Annotated in this window: 16 protein-coding genes; 14 read left to right on the forward strand and 2 right to left on the reverse strand. The window is 69.2% G+C overall.

Annotation, left to right across the window (positions count from 1 at the left end):
- The first annotated feature begins 121 nt into the window (after positions 1-121).
- Positions 122-421: a WXG100 family type VII secretion target gene (locus NGB36_RS11825; RefSeq protein WP_255920166.1), complete on the forward strand. Its 300-nt coding sequence runs from the start codon at positions 122-124 to the stop codon at positions 419-421.
- Positions 422-515: 94 nt separating this feature from the next.
- Here the strand turns inward: NGB36_RS11825 and NGB36_RS11830 are convergent, their stop codons facing one another.
- Entirely contained in the window at positions 516-2,171 is a 1,656-nt protein-coding gene (locus tag NGB36_RS11830; RefSeq protein ID WP_255920167.1) for a serine/threonine-protein kinase, read from the reverse strand.
- Between the two features lie 1,127 nt (positions 2,172-3,298).
- On the opposite strand from NGB36_RS11830, the gene mqnC reads away from it, so the two are divergent.
- The 6 genes from mqnC (at position 3,299) to NGB36_RS11860 (ending at position 9,966) form a co-directional block, all read left to right on the forward strand.
- Entirely contained in the window at positions 3,299-4,495 is a 1,197-nt protein-coding gene (gene mqnC, locus NGB36_RS11835) for a cyclic dehypoxanthinyl futalosine synthase (RefSeq protein WP_255920168.1), read from the forward strand.
- 9 nt (positions 4,496-4,504) lie between these two features.
- Entirely contained in the window at positions 4,505-5,158 is a 654-nt protein-coding gene (locus NGB36_RS11840; RefSeq protein ID WP_255920169.1) for an amidohydrolase family protein, read from the forward strand.
- A gap of 314 nt (positions 5,159-5,472) precedes the next feature.
- Positions 5,473-6,879, forward strand: a complete 1,407-nt coding sequence (locus tag NGB36_RS11845; protein WP_255920170.1) for a GlnX family signal transduction membrane protein — start codon at positions 5,473-5,475, stop codon at positions 6,877-6,879.
- Positions 6,880-6,939: 60 nt separating this feature from the next.
- On the forward strand, positions 6,940-7,632 hold the full coding sequence (locus NGB36_RS11850; protein ID WP_255920171.1) for a demethylmenaquinone methyltransferase: 693 nt from the start codon (positions 6,940-6,942) through the stop codon (positions 7,630-7,632).
- A gap of 110 nt (positions 7,633-7,742) precedes the next feature.
- The gene (locus tag NGB36_RS11855; RefSeq protein WP_255920172.1) at positions 7,743-9,062 is read left to right on the forward strand and encodes a geranylgeranyl reductase family protein; all 1,320 of its coding nucleotides are present in this window, start codon (positions 7,743-7,745) and stop codon (positions 9,060-9,062) included.
- A 211-nt stretch (positions 9,063-9,273) separates the two neighbouring features.
- Entirely contained in the window at positions 9,274-9,966 is a 693-nt protein-coding gene (locus NGB36_RS11860; protein ID WP_255920173.1) for a DUF4232 domain-containing protein, read from the forward strand.
- Positions 9,967-10,078: 112 nt separating this feature from the next.
- Here NGB36_RS11860 and NGB36_RS11865 read toward each other — a convergent pair whose 3' ends face one another.
- Positions 10,079-10,906: a C40 family peptidase gene (locus NGB36_RS11865; RefSeq protein WP_255920174.1), complete on the reverse strand. Its 828-nt coding sequence runs from the start codon at positions 10,904-10,906 to the stop codon at positions 10,079-10,081.
- Positions 10,907-11,506: 600 nt separating this feature from the next.
- On the opposite strand from NGB36_RS11865, the gene NGB36_RS11870 reads away from it, so the two are divergent.
- The 7 genes from NGB36_RS11870 to NGB36_RS11900 all read left to right on the forward strand — a co-directional run bounded on the left by NGB36_RS11870 (position 11,507) and on the right by NGB36_RS11900 (position 19,388).
- Positions 11,507-11,866, forward strand: a complete 360-nt coding sequence (locus tag NGB36_RS11870; protein WP_255920175.1) for an NADH-quinone oxidoreductase subunit A — start codon at positions 11,507-11,509, stop codon at positions 11,864-11,866.
- Positions 11,867-11,918: 52 nt separating this feature from the next.
- On the forward strand, positions 11,919-12,473 hold the full coding sequence (locus NGB36_RS11875; RefSeq protein ID WP_255920176.1) for a NuoB/complex I 20 kDa subunit family protein: 555 nt from the start codon (positions 11,919-11,921) through the stop codon (positions 12,471-12,473).
- Positions 12,470-13,213, forward strand: a complete 744-nt coding sequence (locus NGB36_RS11880; RefSeq protein WP_255920177.1) for an NADH-quinone oxidoreductase subunit C — start codon at positions 12,470-12,472, stop codon at positions 13,211-13,213. The genes NGB36_RS11875 and NGB36_RS11880 overlap by 4 nt, the downstream gene beginning before the upstream one ends.
- Positions 13,213-14,559, forward strand: coding sequence for an NADH-quinone oxidoreductase subunit D (locus tag NGB36_RS11885; protein WP_255920178.1), 1,347 nt, complete (start codon positions 13,213-13,215; stop codon positions 14,557-14,559). Before NGB36_RS11880 ends, NGB36_RS11885 begins: the two co-directional genes overlap by 1 nt.
- 235 nt (positions 14,560-14,794) lie before the next feature.
- Complete coding sequence (gene nuoE / locus NGB36_RS11890; RefSeq protein WP_255920322.1) at positions 14,795-15,529, forward strand: NADH-quinone oxidoreductase subunit NuoE; 735 nt, start codon at positions 14,795-14,797, stop codon at positions 15,527-15,529.
- Entirely contained in the window at positions 15,529-16,881 is a 1,353-nt protein-coding gene (nuoF, locus tag NGB36_RS11895; RefSeq protein WP_255920179.1) for an NADH-quinone oxidoreductase subunit NuoF, read from the forward strand. The genes nuoE and nuoF overlap by 1 nt, the downstream gene beginning before the upstream one ends.
- A complete protein-coding gene (locus tag NGB36_RS11900) occupies positions 16,878-19,388 on the forward strand; it encodes an NADH-quinone oxidoreductase subunit G (RefSeq protein ID WP_255920180.1) in 2,511 nt (836 codons plus the stop codon). Before nuoF ends, NGB36_RS11900 begins: the two co-directional genes overlap by 4 nt.
- Positions 19,389-19,396: the final 8 nt, after the last annotated feature.

Here is a 19,396-nt window from a genome sequence, read left to right on the forward strand (position 1 = left end):
CCCCATCCGTAAGCTGAACAACCGGCAAGGCCAAGCAGGTTGTCATGAAACCTGCTAAAAACGATGTAGCCAGGAGCCACGGGGGACAGGCCCTGAGGCGTGAATTGAGGGGTTAGCCGAGATGGCAAACGTAAATGTCACTTACGAAGAGATGCAGGCAGCTGCCACGAAGCTGACCAACGGGCAGAACGAGATCACCAATCAGTTGCACGCGCTTCAGAGCTACGTCCAGCAGTTGGTGCAGCACGGCTACGTGACTGACCGCTCCTCGAAGGCGTTCGAGCAGTCGTACGCCGAGTTCAACAAGGGCGCGACGCAGACCATCGACGGCCTGACCGGCATGGCGAAGTTCCTGCAGCAGGCGGCCGACGCCTTCCGCCAGGCCGACGAGAGCCTGGCCCACGGCATCGGCAAGGGCTGAGCACGCATCTGGGTACTGGCGCGCAGGCGCTGGCACGTTGAACGGTGCGCCGCCGAGGCATTGGCCTCGGCGGCGCACCGCCGTCTTTTCGGGGTCATCCCCCCGACACGTTGCAGATCTCGGGCGCAGCCGCATACTCCAACTGCCCGTTCGCAGCCTTCACGACCGATGCGGCGACGTAGCAGTCACCGGACTGCACGTCCTCGGCCGCGGTGAAGACCGCCTCGGGATTGGCCGGCGACGTCTCCTTGAGCTGGCCGCCCTGGGTGCCGATCGCCGCCTGCGCGGCGTAAGCAACCACCGATTGCAGGCTCTTCGGGGCCTTCCACGTCACCTGCACGGTCCCGTTCACCTTCCGCGCTGTCACGTCCTGGGGCATCAGCGCGGCCAGTTCGCTCTGCGGCACGGACTTGCCCTGCGCGGGAAGCGCCGGAAGCGCTGAGCTGCCGGACGCGGATGCCGACGCCGACGGCGACGCAGATGCGTGCGCGTTGGCCTTCGACGCCTTGTTCTGCTGCAGATACCACGTGATCCCCGTGGCCGCCGCCGCGAAGAGGACCAGGACCGTGCCCGAGACGATCCACATGCGGCGGCGCCGCTGCGCCTCCGCCTCCGCCTCCGCGCCTATCCGTTCCGCCTCCGCCTGCTCCTCCGGCGTGATGTCGTCCGCAGGGTCCCAGCCCGGCAGCATCGGCTCGGGCTCCGGTTCCGGATCCAGCGCCGGTACCCGCGCGGCGTACCCGGCGGGCAGCATCATGCGGAGCACGCGGTGCACCTCGTTGAGCGGAGGGCGGCCCTCCGGGTTCACCGACATCATGCGCGTGATGAGGTCGAAAAGCTGCGGCGGTACGTCATGCCGGTTCGGCGGCGGGAACTCGCCGCGCAGCACCTCGTTGTAGAGCGCGGACCAACTGGTGCTTCCAGCCTCGGCATAGGCCGGAAGGCCGTTGAGAAGCGCGTACAGCGTCGCGCCGAGGCTGTAGATATCGGCGGACGGGCCCGGCTTCTCCCAGCCGAACATCTCGCGCGCCGCATACATCGGGTCGAAGAGGGCACCGAGCTGCGGTGCGGACCGCTGAATGATGCGCGCGATGCCGTGATCGGCGAGCAGCGCGTCGCCGGCCTCGTTGAAGAGGACGTTCGACGGGCGTACGTCCAGATGCAGGACGCCACGGCGGTGCGCGGAACTCAGCGACAGCGCCAGCCGTATACCGATGACGATGGCCTCGTCCACCGGGAAGGGACCCGAGTTGTTCAGCCGTGACTGGGCATTTCCTCCCTGGCAGAACTGCTCCACGAGATAGGGGCGGTTGTCGGGGGTGAACCCCGCATCCTCCACCACCACGGAGCACGGGTGCTTCGCCGCGGCACCCGCGGAGAGCAGCTCGGAGTGCGCGGCCAGGCGCAGTCCCTCGTCCTCCACCGTCAGATTGAGGACTTTCAGTGCGACCTCCTGCCCGGTCGCGTCCTCGCGGCAGAGCAGCACGCTGCTGTGCCGGCCGGTTCCGGCCCGCCGCAGCAGTTGAAACCCTTCCGGCAGCCGGCCGGACAACCCGTCCGCCTCAGCGGCGAGCCCGGCGTAACCCCCGCCGCCCGACGACCCCGTGCCGTAATCGGCCCGTTCGGCCCACGCGCCGCCACCGGTCCCGCCGGGGCCACCCACCCCGGCGCCACCGCCGAAGCTTCTGTCCCCACCCAGGCTCCCGGCGCCGCCCATGTCATTCCGGCCCCATCCCGGCGTCCGGTCCACTGACCCTCCCGTACCTACGCACTTCAATGCTCAACGGCCCCCGTATGCCCGGCCGCGCGCCCAACGTACCGCGCACGGCGTGCCACCTGGTCAGTCAAGGGGCCCCGCGGACTTGTTCGGTACACGATCGGAATCAGCCGTCCCACCGGCCGGAGGCCAGGGGGAGGATGACGGCGCCGTCACGGATCGGCCTCGCGCGGCTGAGTCCCGCAGCGCGGGCATGCCCAAGTGATGCAAGTATTCGATGTTCCCCCGTCCCCTGATGAGGATCTGCTGATGTCTCAGCCGCCGCGGCCACCGCCGTCGGGACAGCCGTCGTACGGCTACCCCAGCATGGCCAGCGGCCAAGTCCTCAGGGGTGGGGTACACCAAATCCCTACACACAGTCCGGTCAATATCCTCAGGCCGGGTACCCGCAGCAGCAGCCGTGACTCCGTATCTGTACCTCCCGGCCGACACGATCAGTGTCGAACAGACCGCATATGGGCAGGGCCCCGGAATACCCGGCAGTGAAGTGCTGTGGCAGAACGACACCCTTGTTGTGGCGGCTACATCTGATGCTGCAGGTCAAACCGGTGACTATAACGTCGGGGTTGCGGTATTCCGTTGACGACGAGGGGTCGAGTCATCCGGGCTGGTGACGAACCCGAAAGCACCTCTGCAGGCCATCGAGGCCGCAGGGATCGAGCCAACGTGCGCCGTAACCACTGAATTCGGTCGGGGCTCGGTTGTCCGAAGGGGATCGGTGTGTCCAGCCACGTGTACCGACTGTCAATTCTGCAGGCGCCCGGTCTCGGCGGTCGTCGGCTGGGTGGGAGAGATTCCCGGGTGCCGGCTCGTCCGGTCCTTGTCGCCGACTGACTGATTCACATCATGCTCAGCTGAGCGCGGCCGACGCCTCCGATCGCCTCGTAGGCGGCCCGCGGCGGTACGACGCGGTCGGCACCCCTGGGGGCCGGGTCGCGCGCATTTCGGCGGAGTCTCCCCCTCAGGGCTGCAGACGTGGGTTCCCGCAGGGTCGGCGGCGCCGCCCGTGAGGCCGGAACGACGGCGCCCGGTGGCCCCCGAAAGGGCCTGGCGTAGTCTGGGCACGTCCGTCGCATGACCCCTCCCGAAAGGACGCCGCGGTGCCCGACAAGGCCGACCTGCAGTCCGTACTCGACCGTGCCGTCGCAGGGGGGCGGGTCACGCCTGAGGAGGCGCTGGAGCTGTACCGGCATGCGCCGCTGCACGCGCTGGGGCAGGCGGCGGACGCGATCCGCCGCCGCCGTTACGCAGGTGTCGAGCACATCGCCACGTACATCATCGAGCGCAACATCAACTACACCAATGTCTGCGTGACGGCCTGCAAGTTCTGCGCCTTCTACGCGCCGCCGAAGAGCGACAAGGGCTGGACCCGCGATCTCGACGACATCCTGCGCCGGTGCGCCGAGACGGTGCAGCTGGGCGGTACGCAGATCATGTTCCAGGGCGGGCATCACCCTGACTTCGGTGTCGAGTACTACGAGAAGCACTTCGCCGCGATCAAGAAGGAATTCCCGCAGCTGGTGATCCATTCGCTGGGGGCGTCCGAGGTCGAGCACATGGCGAAGGGCTCGGGCGTGAGCGTTGAGGAGGCGATCCGGCGCATTCACGCCGCGGGGCTCGACTCATTTGCGGGGGCGGGTGCCGAGCTGCTGCCGGAGCGGCCGCGTACGGCGATCGCGCCGCTGAAGGAGTCCGGCGAGCGGTGGCTGGAGATCATGGAGACCGCGCACCGGCTCGGGGTCGAGTCGACGTCGACGATGTTGATGGGCACGGGCGAAACGAACGCCGAGCGGATCGAACATCTTCGGATGATCCGAGACGTACAGGACCGCACAGGAGGCTTCCGTGCGTTCATTCCGTACACCTATCAGCCGGAGAACAATCATCTGCGCGGACGCACGCAGGCGACGATCTTCGAGTATCTGCGGATGATCGCGATCGCTCGCATCTTTCTCGACAATGTGGCGCACATCCAGGGCTCGTGGCTCACTGTCGGCAAGGAAGCCGGGCAGCTGTCGCTGCACTACGGCGCCGACGACCTGGGGTCGGTGATGCTGGAGGAGAACGTGGTCTCCTCGGCCGGCGCCAAGCACCGCTCCAACCTGATGGAGCTGATCCATCTGATCCGTACGGCAGGGCGGGTGCCGGCGCAGCGCGCGACCACGTACGAGCACCTGGTCGTGCACGACGACCCGGCCAATGACCCGGTCGACAAGCACGTCGTGTCGCATCTGTCCTCGACCGCGATCGAGGGGGGCACCGCCCACCCCGAGCTCAGGCTCATCGACGCGAACTGAGGGACCTCCGTGCTGACGATCCACGCGGCGAGCTTCGTGCTGCCGTTCGGCGGCGCGGAGCCGCTGTCCGATGGCGCGGTGGTGATCGATGGTGATCGGATTGCCGGATTCGGATCGTACGAGCACGTGGTGAGCGAATGGCCGTCCGCGCGTGTGCGGCGGTGGCCGGGCGTGTTGACGCCGGGGCTGGTCAACCGGTTCGGGCCGGAGCTGCTCGAAGCCGCCTACCACCCCGATCCACGGGAGGCGGATGCCCTGGGTGAACGCCCCCTCATGGGCGAGGAGTTGACGGCCCTCGCGCTCACCGATGCCCGATGGGGCGAGAGCGCGCGGCGCGGACTGCAGCGCATGCTCCGCCACGGCACGACGGCAGTTGCCGGACCCTTCAGCCGCGCAACGGTACGGGCCGCCGTGGCGCGCTCGGGTCTCGTGGTGGTCGCGCGGACGGCCGCACCCCAAGGGACACCGGATCCCGACCCGTTGACGGGAGGCGTGGACCCCGCCGCCGTCGTGACCGGACCGCTCGTCGCCGGCGGCCACGCCGACCTCGCCGCCTTCGACGTGCTGGTGAGCGGTGACCCGTATGCAAGCCTCGCGGAGCGGGGCGCGGGCAGCTGCGCGGCCACTGTCCTCGCCGGGCGGCTTGCCTTCCGACGCAGCTGACGATGCGAGGGGCGTCAACGACTCGTCAATATGGAGGCATTGAGCGCTAAGGGCCTGTCAAGAGACGGCGCAACCCCGTGCCCGGGTCGGCAAGGTGATCAGCCGGAACGGCTGAGTGGCCGGATTCCGAGGGGCGACGGGGGAGGCGCAGCACGATGGCTGGGACCATCACTGCGGGGTCCGATGGTGCCGTTGGCGTTCCGCTGCCGCAGGGGCCGGCGGCCGCTCGGGGGCCCGTCCAGCCGCCGCGGCCGCCGCAGCCGCCACCGCGACCGGCTGCGCGGCCGCCGCACCGCCGAGGCCCGTCCGGCCCGTTGGCCCGCGCCGTCCGCATCCGCTGGACGACCCCGGCTATCCTGCGCGCCGCGCTCACCGGCTGTCTCGCGCTGACCATCGCCCTCGGCGCGCTCTGCTCCGTCGTCCCGCTGCACACCGGCGGCAGCTGGAACACGATCAAGCAGCAGCTGGCGCCGCAGGTCCGGGATGCGTCGAGCCTGTATCTCGCGCTCACGGACATGGACGCGCAGACGGCGAACATCCTCGTGTTCGGCGACAACAAGTCGCTCGCGTCACAGCGCGCGAAGGCGAACACCATCTACGGCCAGGACCTCCACACGGCGAGCACCGCCCTGCAAGGCGCCACCGTCTCGGCCGGCAGTAACGCTTCCGCACAGGCCACGCTCGTACAGATCCTCGACGGGCTCGGCCTGTACGAGGCGCTCTCCTCCCGTGCGACCTCGCTCAACGACGAGGCGAGGGCCCCGAGCGGGCGCCCGTCCCCCGACGCCCTCGACGCGTACCGCCGGGCCACCGATCTGATGCGGACCCAGCTGCTGCCGTCGGCCCAGAAGCTCATCGACGCCAACAACTCCGCGTTCACCTCGACCTACGGCGACGAGCGCGGACTCCTGTCGGACGTCCGCCTCGCCGCGCTCGCCCTCGGGCTGCTCACGCTCGCTGCGCTCGTGGCCCTCCAGCTCTTCCTGGCCCGCCGCTTCCGCCGCCGGATCAACCCCGCGCTCGCCGCCGCGACGCTGCTGTGCCTGACCGTCATCGGCACAACGTTCAGCCTGGCGGGCGACGAGCGGTACGAGCTGTACTACACCCGGCACGAGGCCTTCGACTCCGTGGTCGCGCTCTCCTCCGCCCGCGCCCTCGGCTACGACGCCAACGCCGACGAGAGCCGCAACATCCTCGACCCGGCGATGTCGGGGCAGTACTCGAACGCGTTCCTCGAAAAGTCGCAGCAGATCGCCGACCTGAGCGGCGCCGACCTGGCGACGTACTCGACTCGGATCGCCGCCGCCCGACGGGCCTACCTCGCCAACCATGACGACGTGCGCTTCACCGGCTATCTCGGTGCCGAGTTCCGCAACCTCACCTTCACGGGTGAGCGTGCGGCGGCGGAGAAGATCCTCAGCGCCTGGGTGCAGTACCAGGGCGACGACCACACCACCCGCGGCTACCTCGCCGCCGGGCAGCTGGACCGCGCCATCGACTACAACACCAGCTACGCGGTGGGCGGCTCCAACTGGGCCTTCGACCAGTGGGACGCCGCCATGCAGGTGGACATCGCCATCAACGCCGACGCCTTCTCCTCCGGCGTCTCGGACGGCGAAGGGGAGCTCGACACCGGGCTCGTCGTGATCGCCGTCGCGACGGCGGCGGCGCTCGCCCTCGCGGTGATCGGCGTACGGCCGCGGCTCGCCGAGTTCCGCTGAGACGGGAGCCCGTGCGACCCCTGCGCGTCCTGGCACGCGGCCGACGTGAAGAATGGGAGCGTGACCCGAGCCTCCCTGGAGAAGCAGCCGTCGGAAGTCGCCGCGATGTTCGACGGCGTCGCGGCCCGCTACGACCTGACCAACGACGTGCTGTCCCTGGGCCAGACGCGGCTGTGGCGCAAAGCGGTCGCTGCCGCCGTCGGCGCACGGCCAGGCGACCGGGTGCTCGACCTCGCGGCCGGTACGGGCACCTCGTCCCTCCCCTTCGCGGCAGCCGGCGCCCAGGTCGTGCCGTGCGACTTCTCGCTCGGCATGCTGCGCGAGGGCAAGAAGCGGCACCCCGGTCTGCCGCTGACCGCGGGCGACGCGACGAGGCTGCCGTTCAAGGACGGCGCCTTCGACGCCGTCACCATCTCCTTCGGCTTGCGCAATGTCCACGACACGGACGGCGCGCTCGCCGAGATGCTGCGGGTGACCCGTCCCGGCGGCCGGATCGTGATCTGCGAATTCAGCCACCCGACGTGGCGGCCGTTCCGAACCGTCTACACCGAGTACCTGATGCGGGCGCTGCCCCCGGTGGCCACCGCGGTCAGCAGCAACCCGGACGCGTACGTCTACCTCGCCGAGTCCATCCGCGCCTGGCCCGACCAGCAGGGGCTCGCCGCCCGCATGGGCAGGGCCGGCTGGTCGCGTGTGGCCTGGCGCAACCTGACCGGTGGCGTCGTCGCACTTCACCGGGGCATCCGCCGGTGATACCCCGGGAATAGCCCCATAGACTCGACCCGCATCCGCAGCAAGCATCCACAGCAAGTGCCAGCACTTGTCAGCGCCAGAAGCCCCCTCGCGTCCCGGGAGAGCCCATCGTGACCGACACCGTCGCAGCCCCCTCCGAGCACCGCGCCGATGTGATCGTGGTCGGGGCCGGGCCCGCCGGCTCGGCCACCGCCTACCACCTCGCCAAGTCGGGGCTCGACGTCCTGCTCCTGGAGAAGACGGCGTTCCCACGCGAGAAGGTGTGCGGTGACGGCCTGACGCCGAGGGCGGTCAAGGAGCTCGTCGGCATGGGCATCGACATCTCCGAGGAGGCCGGCTGGCTGCGCAACAAGGGGCTGCGCATCATCGGCGGCGGCGTCCGGCTCCAGCTCGACTGGCCGGATCTCGCCTCCTACCCGGACTACGGGCTGGTCCGCAAACGCGACGACTTCGACCAGCAGCTCGCCCGCAACGCCGAGAAGGCCGGGGCGCGGCTGTACGAGCGGTGCAACGTCTCCGCGCCGATCCGCGACCCGCGCACCGGCCGGATCACCGGTGTCGAGGCGAAGCTGGGCGAGGAGAAGGCACCGGCGGCCTTCCACGCCCCGCTCGTCGTGGCCGCCGACGGCAACTCCACGCGCCTGTCGCTCGCCATGGGCCTGCACCGGCGCGAGGACCGTCCGATGGGCGTCGCCGTCCGTACGTACTTCACCTCGCCGCGCCACGACGACGACTATCTGGAGTCGTGGCTGGAGCTGTGGGACCGGCGCGGCGGCCAGGACGGGTCCCCCATGTCGAAAGACCAGGGCAGGTTGCTGCCCGGCTACGGCTGGATCTTCGGCATGGGCGACGGCACGTCCAACGTCGGGCTCGGCGTCCTCAACACCTCTCCCGCCTTCAAGGACCTCGACTGGCGCGAGATTCTCAAGGCGTGGTGCGCCTCGATGCCCGAGGACTGGGGCTACACCCCGGAGAACATGACCGGGCCGATCCGCGGCGCGGCGCTGCCGATGGCCTTCAACCGGCAGCCGCACTACACGCGCGGTCTTCTGCTGGTCGGTGACGCTGGGGGTCTGGTCAACCCGTTCAACGGTGAGGGCATCGCCTACGCCATGGAGTCGGGCCGAATCGCCGCCGAGGTCATCGTGCAGGCGCACGCCCGGGCCACGACCGCTCAGCGGGAGCTCGCCCTGCGCTCGTACCCGCGCATCCTCAAGGAGACCTATGGCGGGTACTACACGCTCGGGCGCGCCTTTGTGAAGGCGATCGGCAATCCGACGATCATGAAGATGATCGCTCAGCGTGGTCTGACGCATCCGGTGCTGATGAAGTTCACACTGAAGCTGCTGGCGAACCTGACGGATCCCACGGACGGCGATGCGATGGACCGCATCATCAACGCGCTCACCAAGGTCGCACCGAAGGCCTGAGCCCGAGCCTGAGCCCGGGCGGCCGCCGGTAGCGGCCGGTAGCCGCCGGGGTCCGTCGGTCGCCACCGGTGTGTCGTAAGTGTCCCGGTGTCGGCCGGGTTCTGCTACAGCCGGGTAACTGGGGTGGTCATCGCACTTCTGTGCGGGCATGGTCGTAAGAGGGGACCAGCCCGTTTCACAGGGGATTCACCCGTTCAGAGGGGAAAGACCGATGCGCTCCATGACCACCAACCGGGGGATACGTTCCGCCGCGACTCAGGTCGCCGTGCTCGCCGCAGCAGCGCTCGCGCTGACGGCTTGTTCGTCGTCAGGTACGTCCGGTTCGTCCGCCGCGGCGTCCTCGCCGTCGGGCGCGGCCTCGTCCGCGTCGGGCGCGGGCGGCACGGGGGCGTCGAGCGCCACCAACGCCTCCGCCACATCCTCGGGCTCCACAGGGGCCGCAGGCTCCGGCGCGACGGCCATTCAGGGCCGCTCGGCATCGGGTGTCGCAGGGTGTTCGTCGAGCCAGCTCAAGGTGGCCCAGGAGAACCCCAGCGTGGGCGCGGGGCAGTACTACTCCACGCTGGTCTTCACCAACGTCTCGGGGACGACGTGCACCCTGACGGGGTACCCGGGCGTCTCGTACGTCGCCACCGGCGGCGTTCAGTCGGGCAATGCGGCAGTGAGGGCAGGCGGCAGCGTCGCCACGGTCACCCTCCGCCCGGGAGGGACGGCGAGCGCGACGCTCCACGACAGCAACGGCATTTCCGGATATTCGCCCCAGCAGTGCGACCTTTCGCCCGCCCAGGGGTTGCGCATCTACCCGCCGAACCAGAAGGCGGCGCTCTTCCTCCCCTGGAAGACGCAGCACTGCGCGGGCCTGAGCATCCACCCGCTGACCATCGGGCCGGTGCAGAAGAGCTGAAAAGAAGCTGAAAAGGGCGTAAGCAGAGCTGAAATACACGAAGGGCCGTCAATCCGGGCAGGATTGACGGCCCTTCGTCATGCTTGAGCGGATTTGTGATGCATACCCAAGATCAGGCGACGTGGGTGGCGAAGTCCGGCTCGGAGTAGCTCAGCGGCTTGAGGACGATGCCTTCGCTCGGGTTCTGCGCGGCGATGAAGTTGCCGTTGCCGACGTAGACGCCCACATGGTAGGCGCTGCCCTGGCCGCCCCAGAAGAGCAGGTCGCCGGGTTGGAGGTTGCTGAGCGAGACGGGGGTGCCGGTGTCGGACTGGTCCTGCGAGGTGCGCGGCAGGTCGATGCCGATCGTCTTGAACGCCGCCTGCGTCAGGCCGGAGCAGTCGTACGAGTCGGGGCCGGTCGAGCCGTAGACGTACGGCTTGCCGACCTGGGCCTCGAGGAAGCTGATGACGCCGGCGATGGAGCCGCTCGCCGAGGAGACCGAGCTCGAGACGGCGGAGGAGGCCGAGGAGGCGCTGGACTGGGCCTGCTGGGCAGCCTTTTCCGCGGCGGCCTTCGCGGCTGCCGCGCGCTGCTGGGCGGCCTTCTCGGCCGCGGCGCGCGCCTGGTCGGCGGCCTTCTGTGCCTGCGCGGCCTTCAGGGCGTCGGCGGAGGCCTGGTCCTGGGCGGCCTGCAGCTCGTAGTTGACGGCCGCTTGGGCGGTGGCGTCGGCGGCGCGCAACTGGGAGAGGTCGAGCGTCTGGGTGACCTCGTTGATGGCGGGCAGTTCGCCGGTGGTCTCCGCCGAGGCGGGAGAGGCCGCCGCGGTCAGCGCGGCGACGGAAAGGACTCCGCCGGCAACGCCCGCTCTTTTCGCCCAGTTTGGGCGCGTATGTCGGGCATGCCGGCGGCTGCGTATGCGGGGTTCGGACGTCGCGATCCGGTTCTCCGTGAGGGACATGGCAAATATGGCTACCAGGAAATCTTGGTTGCTTACAAAAAACGTAACCTTCACCACAGTTGTCGCCGACCGGGTTGCAATGTCCGATCTTGATCTTGTGGCGAAACGGTGAACGGGTAAGCGGAGGTGGCGATTCCGGTAGCTCGTGCACGCGTTCACGCGGGTCAGCTCGGCGAGTCGCGATTCACTCGGATGGACGGCTGCGCCTCTATCACGTGTGCCGCGTCCGCCGCCAATTTTGCGCGCGTGCCAATGACTTGATAAAGGGCCAGCCTTCCCGACCTGCGGTTACCCGGCCGAACGTGACCGGAAGTGATCGTTTGGGAGCTTCACGTATGAGGATCGACGCTCATGCGACTTCATGATCGTTCACCAGGTGGTGGAGATCACAAAGCTGTTGGCGTATCCCGTGTCGCAGATCACAGAGGTGGAGGCATAGGATGCAGGCGGTTCGGGCTTGTGAACTGCCTCACATGGGCACGATCACCGGTGCGCTTGGTCCGCTTCGCGCACTTCGTGAACTTCGTGCTGTGAGAAGGAACATGGGTCCGTGCTCGGTCCGTCATGTCAGTCAACGCCGACTGGAAGGAGCGGAGGACGGTGAACGCCTACGCGCCCATCCTCGTGCTCGGAGGCCTCGCCGCGGGGTTCGCGATCTTCTCCGTGGTCATGGCTTCGCTCACTGGCCCGAAGCGGTACAACCGGGCCAAGTTGGACGCCTACGAGTGCGGTATCGAGCCGACCCCGCAGCCGGCCGGCGGCGGGCGCTTCCCCATCAAGTACTACCTGACGGCGATGCTCTTCATCGTCTTCGACATCGAGATCGTCTTCCTCTACCCCTGGGCCGTCAGCTTCGACTCCCTGGGGCTCTTCGGGCTTGTCGAAATGCTGCTGTTCGTCCTCACCGTCTTCGTCGCCTACGCCTACGTGTGGCGCCGCGGCGGCCTGGAATGGGACTGAAAAGCAGGAGCAAAATAGAAGAAGCCAGGCATTTGAGACAGGGGCACATCGCATGGGTATCGAGGAGAAGCTGCCGAGCGGCTTTCTGCTCACGACGGTGGAGCAGGCGGCCGGCTGGGTGCGGAAGGCGTCGGTGTTCCCGGCGACCTTCGGTCTGGCCTGCTGTGCGATCGAGATGATGACGACGGGCGCCGGGCGCTACGACATGGCCCGCTTCGGTATGGAGGTCTTCCGCGGATCGCCTCGCCAGGCCGATCTCATGATCGTCGCGGGCCGGGTGAGCCAGAAGATGGCCCCGGTGCTGCGGCAGGTCTACGACCAGATGCCGAACCCGAAGTGGGTCATCTCGATGGGCGTGTGCGCGTCGTCCGGCGGGATGTTCAACAACTACGCGATCGTCCAGGGCGTCGATCACATCGTCCCGGTCGACATCTACCTGCCCGGCTGTCCGCCCCGCCCCGAGATGCTGCTGGACGCGATCATCAAGCTCCACCAGAAGATCCAGGGCGAGAAGCTCGGGGTCAACCGTGAGCAGTCGGCCCGCGAGGCGGAGGAGGCGGCGCTCAAGGCGGTCCCGACGATCGAGATGAAGGGGCTGCTGCGATGACTGACGGCAACGGCGCCAACGGCGTGAACCCGGACAAGGATGTCAACGCGACCAACCTTCCCGGACAGCGAGGCGAGGCCGGCGAGGCGGTGCGCGTCCAACGCGGCATGTTCGGCGCCGACAACGGCGGTGACACCTCCGGCTACGGCGGCCTCGTGCGGCCGGTCCGGATGCCGGGCCCGGCCGTCCGGCCGTACGGAGGAGACTTCGACGAGATCGCCGACGAGCTCGAAGGCGCCCTGGAAGAGCAGAGCCTGCTCCCCGAGAACGCCATCGAGAAGACGGTCGTCGACCGCGGCGAGATCACCTTCCACATCGCCCGCGAGCACCTGCCCCGCGTCGCGAAGACCCTGCGTGACGACCCGGCGCTCCGCTTCGAACTGTGCACCGGCGTCAGTGGCGTCCACCTGCCAGGTGACAAGGGGCGCGAGCTGCACGCCGTGTACCACCTGCGATCGATCACTCACAATCGGCTGATCCGCCTGGAGGTATCGGTTCCGGACGCCGACCCGCACATCCCGTCGATCGTCTCCGTCTATCCGACCAACGACTGGCACGAACGCGAGACGTACGACTTCTTCGGGATCGTCTTCGACGGCCATCCGGCACTGACCCGGATCATGATGCCCGACGACTGGCAGGGCCACCCGCAGCGCAAGGACTACCCGCTCGGCGGCATCCCCGTCGAGTACAAGGGCGCCCAGATCCCGGCTCCGGACCAGCGGAGGTCGTACTCCTGATGACCGCATCGAATGCAACCCCGCACGCTCCGCAGCAGGCGGAGGAGCGCGAGACCACCGAGGGCCGGGTCTTCACGGTCACCGGCGGTGACTGGGACGAACTCGCCGAAACCCTGGGCAAGGCCGACGACGAGCGGATCGTCGTCAACATGGGCCCGCAGCACCCGTCCACCCACGGGGTGCTCCGCCTCATCCTCGAGATCGACGGCGAGACCGTCACCGAGGCCCGCTGCGGCATCGGCTATCTGCACACCGGCATCGAGAAGAACCTCGAATACCGGACGTGGACGCAAGGCACCACGTTCGTGACGCGCATGGACTACTTGACGCCGCTGTTCAACGAGACCGCCTACTGTCTCGCCGTCGAGAAACTCCTCGGCATCACCGACCAGATCCCGGACCGCGCCAACGTCATCCGCGTGATGATGATGGAGCTGAACCGAATCTCCTCGCACCTCGTCGCCATCGCGACCGGCGGCATGGAGCTCGGCGCCACCACGATCATGATCTACGGCTTCCGGGACCGGGAGCTGATCCTGGACGCCTTCGAGCTGATCACCGGCCTGCGGATGAACCACGCGTACATCCGTCCCGGCGGCCTGGCCCAGGATCTGCCGCCCGGCGCTGTTGATCATGTGCGCGAGCTTGTGAAGAAATTCCGTAAGAACCTGCCGGAGTACGACAAGCTCGCCACCGGTAACCCCGTCTTCAAGGGCCGCATGCAGGACGTCGGCTACCTCGACCTGGCCGGCTGCATGGCGCTCGGTGCGACGGGGCCGATCCTGCGCGCCGCGGGCCTGCCGCACGACCTGCGCAAGGCGCAGCCGTACTGCGGATACGAGACCTACGACTTCGAGATCCCGACCGCCGACACCTGCGACTCCTACGGGCGCTTCCTCGTCCGGCTCGCCGAGATGCACGAGTCCCTGCGGATCATCGAGCAGTGCCTGGACCGGCTGGAGCCGGGCCCGGTCATGGTCGCGGACAAGAAGATCGCCTGGCCCGCGCAACTCGCGCTCGGCCCGGACGGCCTCGGCAACTCCCTCGACCACATCAAGAAGATCATGGGCACCTCGATGGAGGCGCTCATCCACCACTTCAAGCTGGTCACCGAGGGGTTCCGGGTCCCGCCGGGACAGGCGTACTCGGCCGTCGAGTCGGCCAAGGGCGAGCTCGGTGTGCACGTCGTGAGCGACGGCGGCACCCGGCCGCAGCGGGTGCACTTCCGTGACCCGTCCTTCACCAACCTGCAGACCATGGCTGCGATGTGCGAGGGCGGCATGGTCGCCGACGTCATCGTCGCGGTGGCGTCCATCGACCCCGTGATGGGAGGCGTCGACCGGTGAGCGACACGTCCCTGGCCTTCGGCATGGGGAACCCCACGGCCCCTGGGCCGCAGATGACGACAGGGGGCACTCCCGGACGGAGTCTGGGGCAGGCCGCACCTCTGCGCCGCGGGGGCGGCCGTGCCCGTGGCGGAGCCTCCCCCTGCCTGCGGCGGGAGGTACCCCCTGATGGTGCCAGTAGCCGCTGGCGCGGCGGAGCGAAAGAGGAGGCGCTGTGACGGACGTGCATCTGGGGATGCCTGAGCTCCCCGCCCCGGACTACCCGGCGGACGTACGGGAACGCCTCGAAGCGGACGCACGCGAGGTGATCGCCCGCTACCCCGACTCGCGTTCGGCGCTGCTTCCGCTGCTCCACCTCGTCCAGGCGGAGGAAGGGCACGTCACCCGCACCGGCATCCGCTTCTGCGCAGAGATGCTGGGGCTGACCACCGCCGAGGTCAGCGCCGTCTTCACCTTCTACACGATGTACCGGCGCAAGCCCTCCGGCGACTACCAGGTCGGCGTCTGCACCAACACCCTGTGCGCGGTGATGGGCGGCGACGCCATCCTCGAAGCGCTCCAGCAGCACCTCGGCATCGGCAACGGCGAGACCACCGAGGACGGCAAGATCACGCTCGAGCACATCGAGTGCAACGCGGCCTGCGACTACGCACCCGTCGTCATGGTCAACTGGGAATTCTTCGACAACCAAACCCCCCAATCCGCACAGCAGTTGGTGGACGACCTGCGCGCCGGCCGGACCGTCGAGCCGACCCGCGGTGCGCCCCTGTGCACATTCAAGGAAACGGCCAGGATCCTCGCCGGGTTCCCGGACACCCGCCCCGGCGCCGTCGAGGCCACCGGCGGCGCGGGACCTGCCTCGCTCGTCGGACTCCGGCTCGCCAAGGGCGAGCAGCCGCCGCCCGGCACCGATAGGGCGGCACCCGAGGCGGGCCCGACCGTCGTACCGCCCCGTGAGGAGGGCCAGTGATGACCGTCGACTCGCCCGAGAAGGTCCTGGCACCCGTGCTCTCCGCCTTCTGGGACCAGCCGAACTCCTGGACGCTGGAGACCTACCGGCGCCACGAGGGCTACGAAGGCCTGCGCAAGGCGTTCGCCATGCGCCCCGACGACCTCATCGCCCTGGTGAAGGACTCCGGCCTGCGCGGCCGCGGGGGCGCAGGCTTCCCCACCGGGATGAAGTGGCAGTTCATCCCGCAGGGCGACGACAAGCCGCACTATCTCGTCGTCAACGCCGACGAGTCCGAGCCGGGCACGTGCAAGGACATCCCGCTGATGTTCGCCAACCCGCACGCGCTCATCGAGGGCATCGTGATCGCCTGCTACGCGATCCGCTCGCACCACGCCTTCATCTACGTGCGCGGCGAGGTCGTCCCCGTTCTGCGCCGCATCCACCACGCGGTCGCCGAGGCCTATCAGGCCGGCTACCTCGGAAAGAACATCCAGGGGACCGGTTTCGACCTGGAGTTGACGGTGCACGCGGGTGCCGGCGCCTACATCTGCGGTGAGGAGACGGCACTGCTCGACTCGCTCGAAGGCCGCCGCGGCCAGCCGAGGCTCCGCCCGCCCTTCCCCGCGGTCGCGGGCCTGTACGCCTGCCCGACCGTCGTCAACAACGTCGAGTCGATCGCGTCCGTGCCCTCGATCCTCGTCCGGGGCAAGGAGTGGTTCCGCTCGATGGGCAGCGAGAAGTCGCCCGGCTTCACGCTCTACTCGCTCTCCGGCCATGTCGCCAACCCCGGCCAGTACGAGGCACCGCTCGGCGTCACCCTGCGGCAACTGCTCGGGATCAGCGGCGGCATGCGCCCCGGGCACCGGCTGAAGTTCTGGACCCCCGGCGGATCCTCCACCCCGCTGCTCACCGACGAGCACCTCGACGTCCCGCTCGACTACGAGGGCGTCGGCGCCGCAGGATCGATGCTCGGCACCAAGGCGCTGCAGTGCTTCGACGAGACCACATGCGTGGTGCGGGCGGTCACCCGGTGGACCGAGTTCTACGCCCACGAGTCCTGCGGCAAGTGCACGCCCTGCCGCGAAGGGACGTACTGGCTGGTCCAGTTGCTGCGGGACATCGAGGCGGGCAAGGGCAAGCACGAGGATCTCGACAAGCTGAACGACATCGCCGACAACATCAACGGCAAGTCCTTCTGCGCCCTCGGGGACGGCGCCGCCAGCCCGATCTTCTCCTCCCTGAAGTACTTCCGCGAGGAGTACGAGGAGCACGTCACCGGCAGGGGCTGCCCCTTCGACCCGGCCCGCTCCACGGCCTGGGCCGACGACAACAACCACTTCACCGCTTCCCAGGGGGTGCTTGCCAAGTGACCGTCACGACCAACGCACCCACCGGGGAGGCGGCTGTGCCGCCCGAAGACCTCGTCACCGTCACCATCGACGGGATCCAGGTCTCCGTCCCCAAGGGCACGCTCGTGATCCGTGCCGCCGAAATGATCGGCATCGAGATCCCGCGCTTCTGCGACCACCCGCTGCTCGACCCGGTCGGCGCCTGCCGTCAGTGCATCGTCGAGATCGAGGGCCAGCGCAAGCCCATGGCGTCCTGCACCATCACCTGCACCGACGGGATGGTGGTCAAGACGCAGCTGACCTCGCCCGTGGCTGAGAAGTCGCAGCGCGGCGTGATGGAACTGCTGCTCATCAACCACCCGTTGGACTGCCCGGTCTGCGACAAGGGCGGCGAGTGCCCGCTGCAGAACCAGGCGATGAGCGCAGGCCAGGCCGACACCCGCTTCGAGGGCAGGAAGCGCACCTATGAGAAGCCGATCCCGATCTCCTCGCAGATCCTGCTCGACCGCGAGCGGTGCGTGCTGTGTGCGCGCTGCACCCGGTTCTCGGAGCAGATCGCGGGCGACCCGATGATCGAGCTGCTGGAGCGGGGAGCGCTGGAGCAGGTCGGCATCGGCGACGGCGACCCGTTCGAGTCGTACTTCTCAGGGAACACCATCCAGATCTGCCCGGTCGGTGCGCTCACCTCTGCCGCCTACCGCTTCCGTTCCCGCCCGTTCGACCTCGTCTCGTCGCCGGGCGTCTGCGAGCACTGCTCCAACGGCTGCGCGACCCGCACCGACCACCGGCGCGGCAAGGTGATGCGGCGCCTCGCGGGCAACGACCCCGAGGTGAACGAGGAGTGGCTGTGCGACAAGGGCCGCTTCGCCTTCCGTTACGCACAGCTGCCCGACCGGCTCTCGCTCCCGCTCGTACGCGACCGGGACAGCGGGGAACTGCGCGAGGCCGGGTGGCCGGAGGCGCTGGACGCGGCCGCGCGCGGGCTCGCGGCAGCGCGCGGGCGCGCCGGCGTTCTCACTGGCGGGCGGCTCACCATCGAGGACGCCTACGCCTACGCGAAGTTCGCGCGCGTCGCGCTCGCCACCAACGACATCGACTTCCGGGCCCGGGTGCACAGTGCGGAGGAGGCCGAGTTCCTCGCCGCGCAGGTGGCCGGACGCGGTGTCGCAGCGTCGGCCAGCGCCTCCGGCGCGGGCGACGGTGGCGGTGTCACCTACACCGCGTTGGAGAAGGCGCCGGCGGTGCTGCTCGCCGGGCTCGAAGCCGAGGAGGAGGCGCCGATCGTCTTCCTGCGGCTGCGCAAGGCGCACCGCAAGCGCGGCATGCGCCTCTTCTCCCTGGCGCCGTTCGCGACCCGCGGTCTGCGCAAGGCGGGCGGTGTGCTGCTGCCCTCGGCGCCCGGCACCGAGCCGGAGTGGCTCGACGCTCTCGCCTCCCGGGCCGGTCTCGACGAGGACGGTGAGCGGGCCGCCGACGCACTGCGCGCCGAGGGCGCGGTGATCCTGGTCGGCGAACGGCTCGCCGGTGTGCCCGGTGCGTTCACCGCCGCCGTGCGGTGTGCGGCGGCCACTGGCGCGCGGCTTGCGTGGATCCCGCGCCGCGCGGGGGAGCGGGGCGCCGTCGAGGCCGGTGCGCTGCCGGGGCTGCTGCCCGGCGGGCGTCCGGTGACCGACCCGAGCGCACGTGTGGAGGTCGCCGAGGTGTGGCGGATCGCCGAGCTCCCGCACCGCTTCGGCCGGGACGCGGGGCAGATCATCGACGCTGCGTCGAGCGGCGAGCTCGCGGCGCTGCTCGTCGGCGGCGTCGAGGTCGCCGACCTGCCGGATCCGGCGAAGGCGCGGGAAGCGCTCGACCGCGTCGGCTTCCTCGTCAGCCTGGAACAGCGGCCGAGCGAGGTGACCGAGCGCGCCGACGTGGTGCTGCCGGTGGCCGCGGTCGCGGAGAAGGCGGGGACCTTCCTCGACTGGGAGGGCAGGGCCCGGCCCTTCGAGGCGGCGTTGAAGCCGGACGTCGCGCCGTCACCGCACAAGCTGCCGGACGCCCGGATCCTCACCATGATCGCCGACGCGATGGACGACGTGCATCTGGGTCTTCCCGATGTGCGCTCGGCCCGCGCCGAACTGCGCAGGCTCATCGGCCGCAGCGGCCCGTACGCGGCCGAACCGGCTGTGTCCACCCGCCCGTTGCCGCACCCGGAGGCCGGTGAGGCGGTGCTCGCCGGTCACCGGCTCCTGCTCGACCAGGGCAGGCTGCAGGACGGCGAGTCCGCCCTGGCCGGTACGCGCCACGAAGCGGTGGCAAGGCTCTCGGCGGAGACGGCCAAGGAGGTCGGCGCGGAGGACGGCGACACGCTCACCGTCACCGGCCCCGCCGGGTCCGTACAGCTGCCGCTGCGGATCACGCCGATGCCTGACCGCGTGGTGTGGCTGCCGCTCAACTCCACCGGCGGCGGTGCCCATGAGGACCTCGGTGCGATCCCCGGCCAGGTGGTCGGAATCGCAGCGCCCGCCACGGAGGTGGCCAAGTGATCACGACA

Source organism: Streptomyces humicola (genome assembly GCF_024436035.1).
GTDB classification, from domain to species: Bacteria; Actinomycetota; Actinomycetes; order Streptomycetales; family Streptomycetaceae; genus Streptantibioticus_B; species Streptantibioticus_B humicola.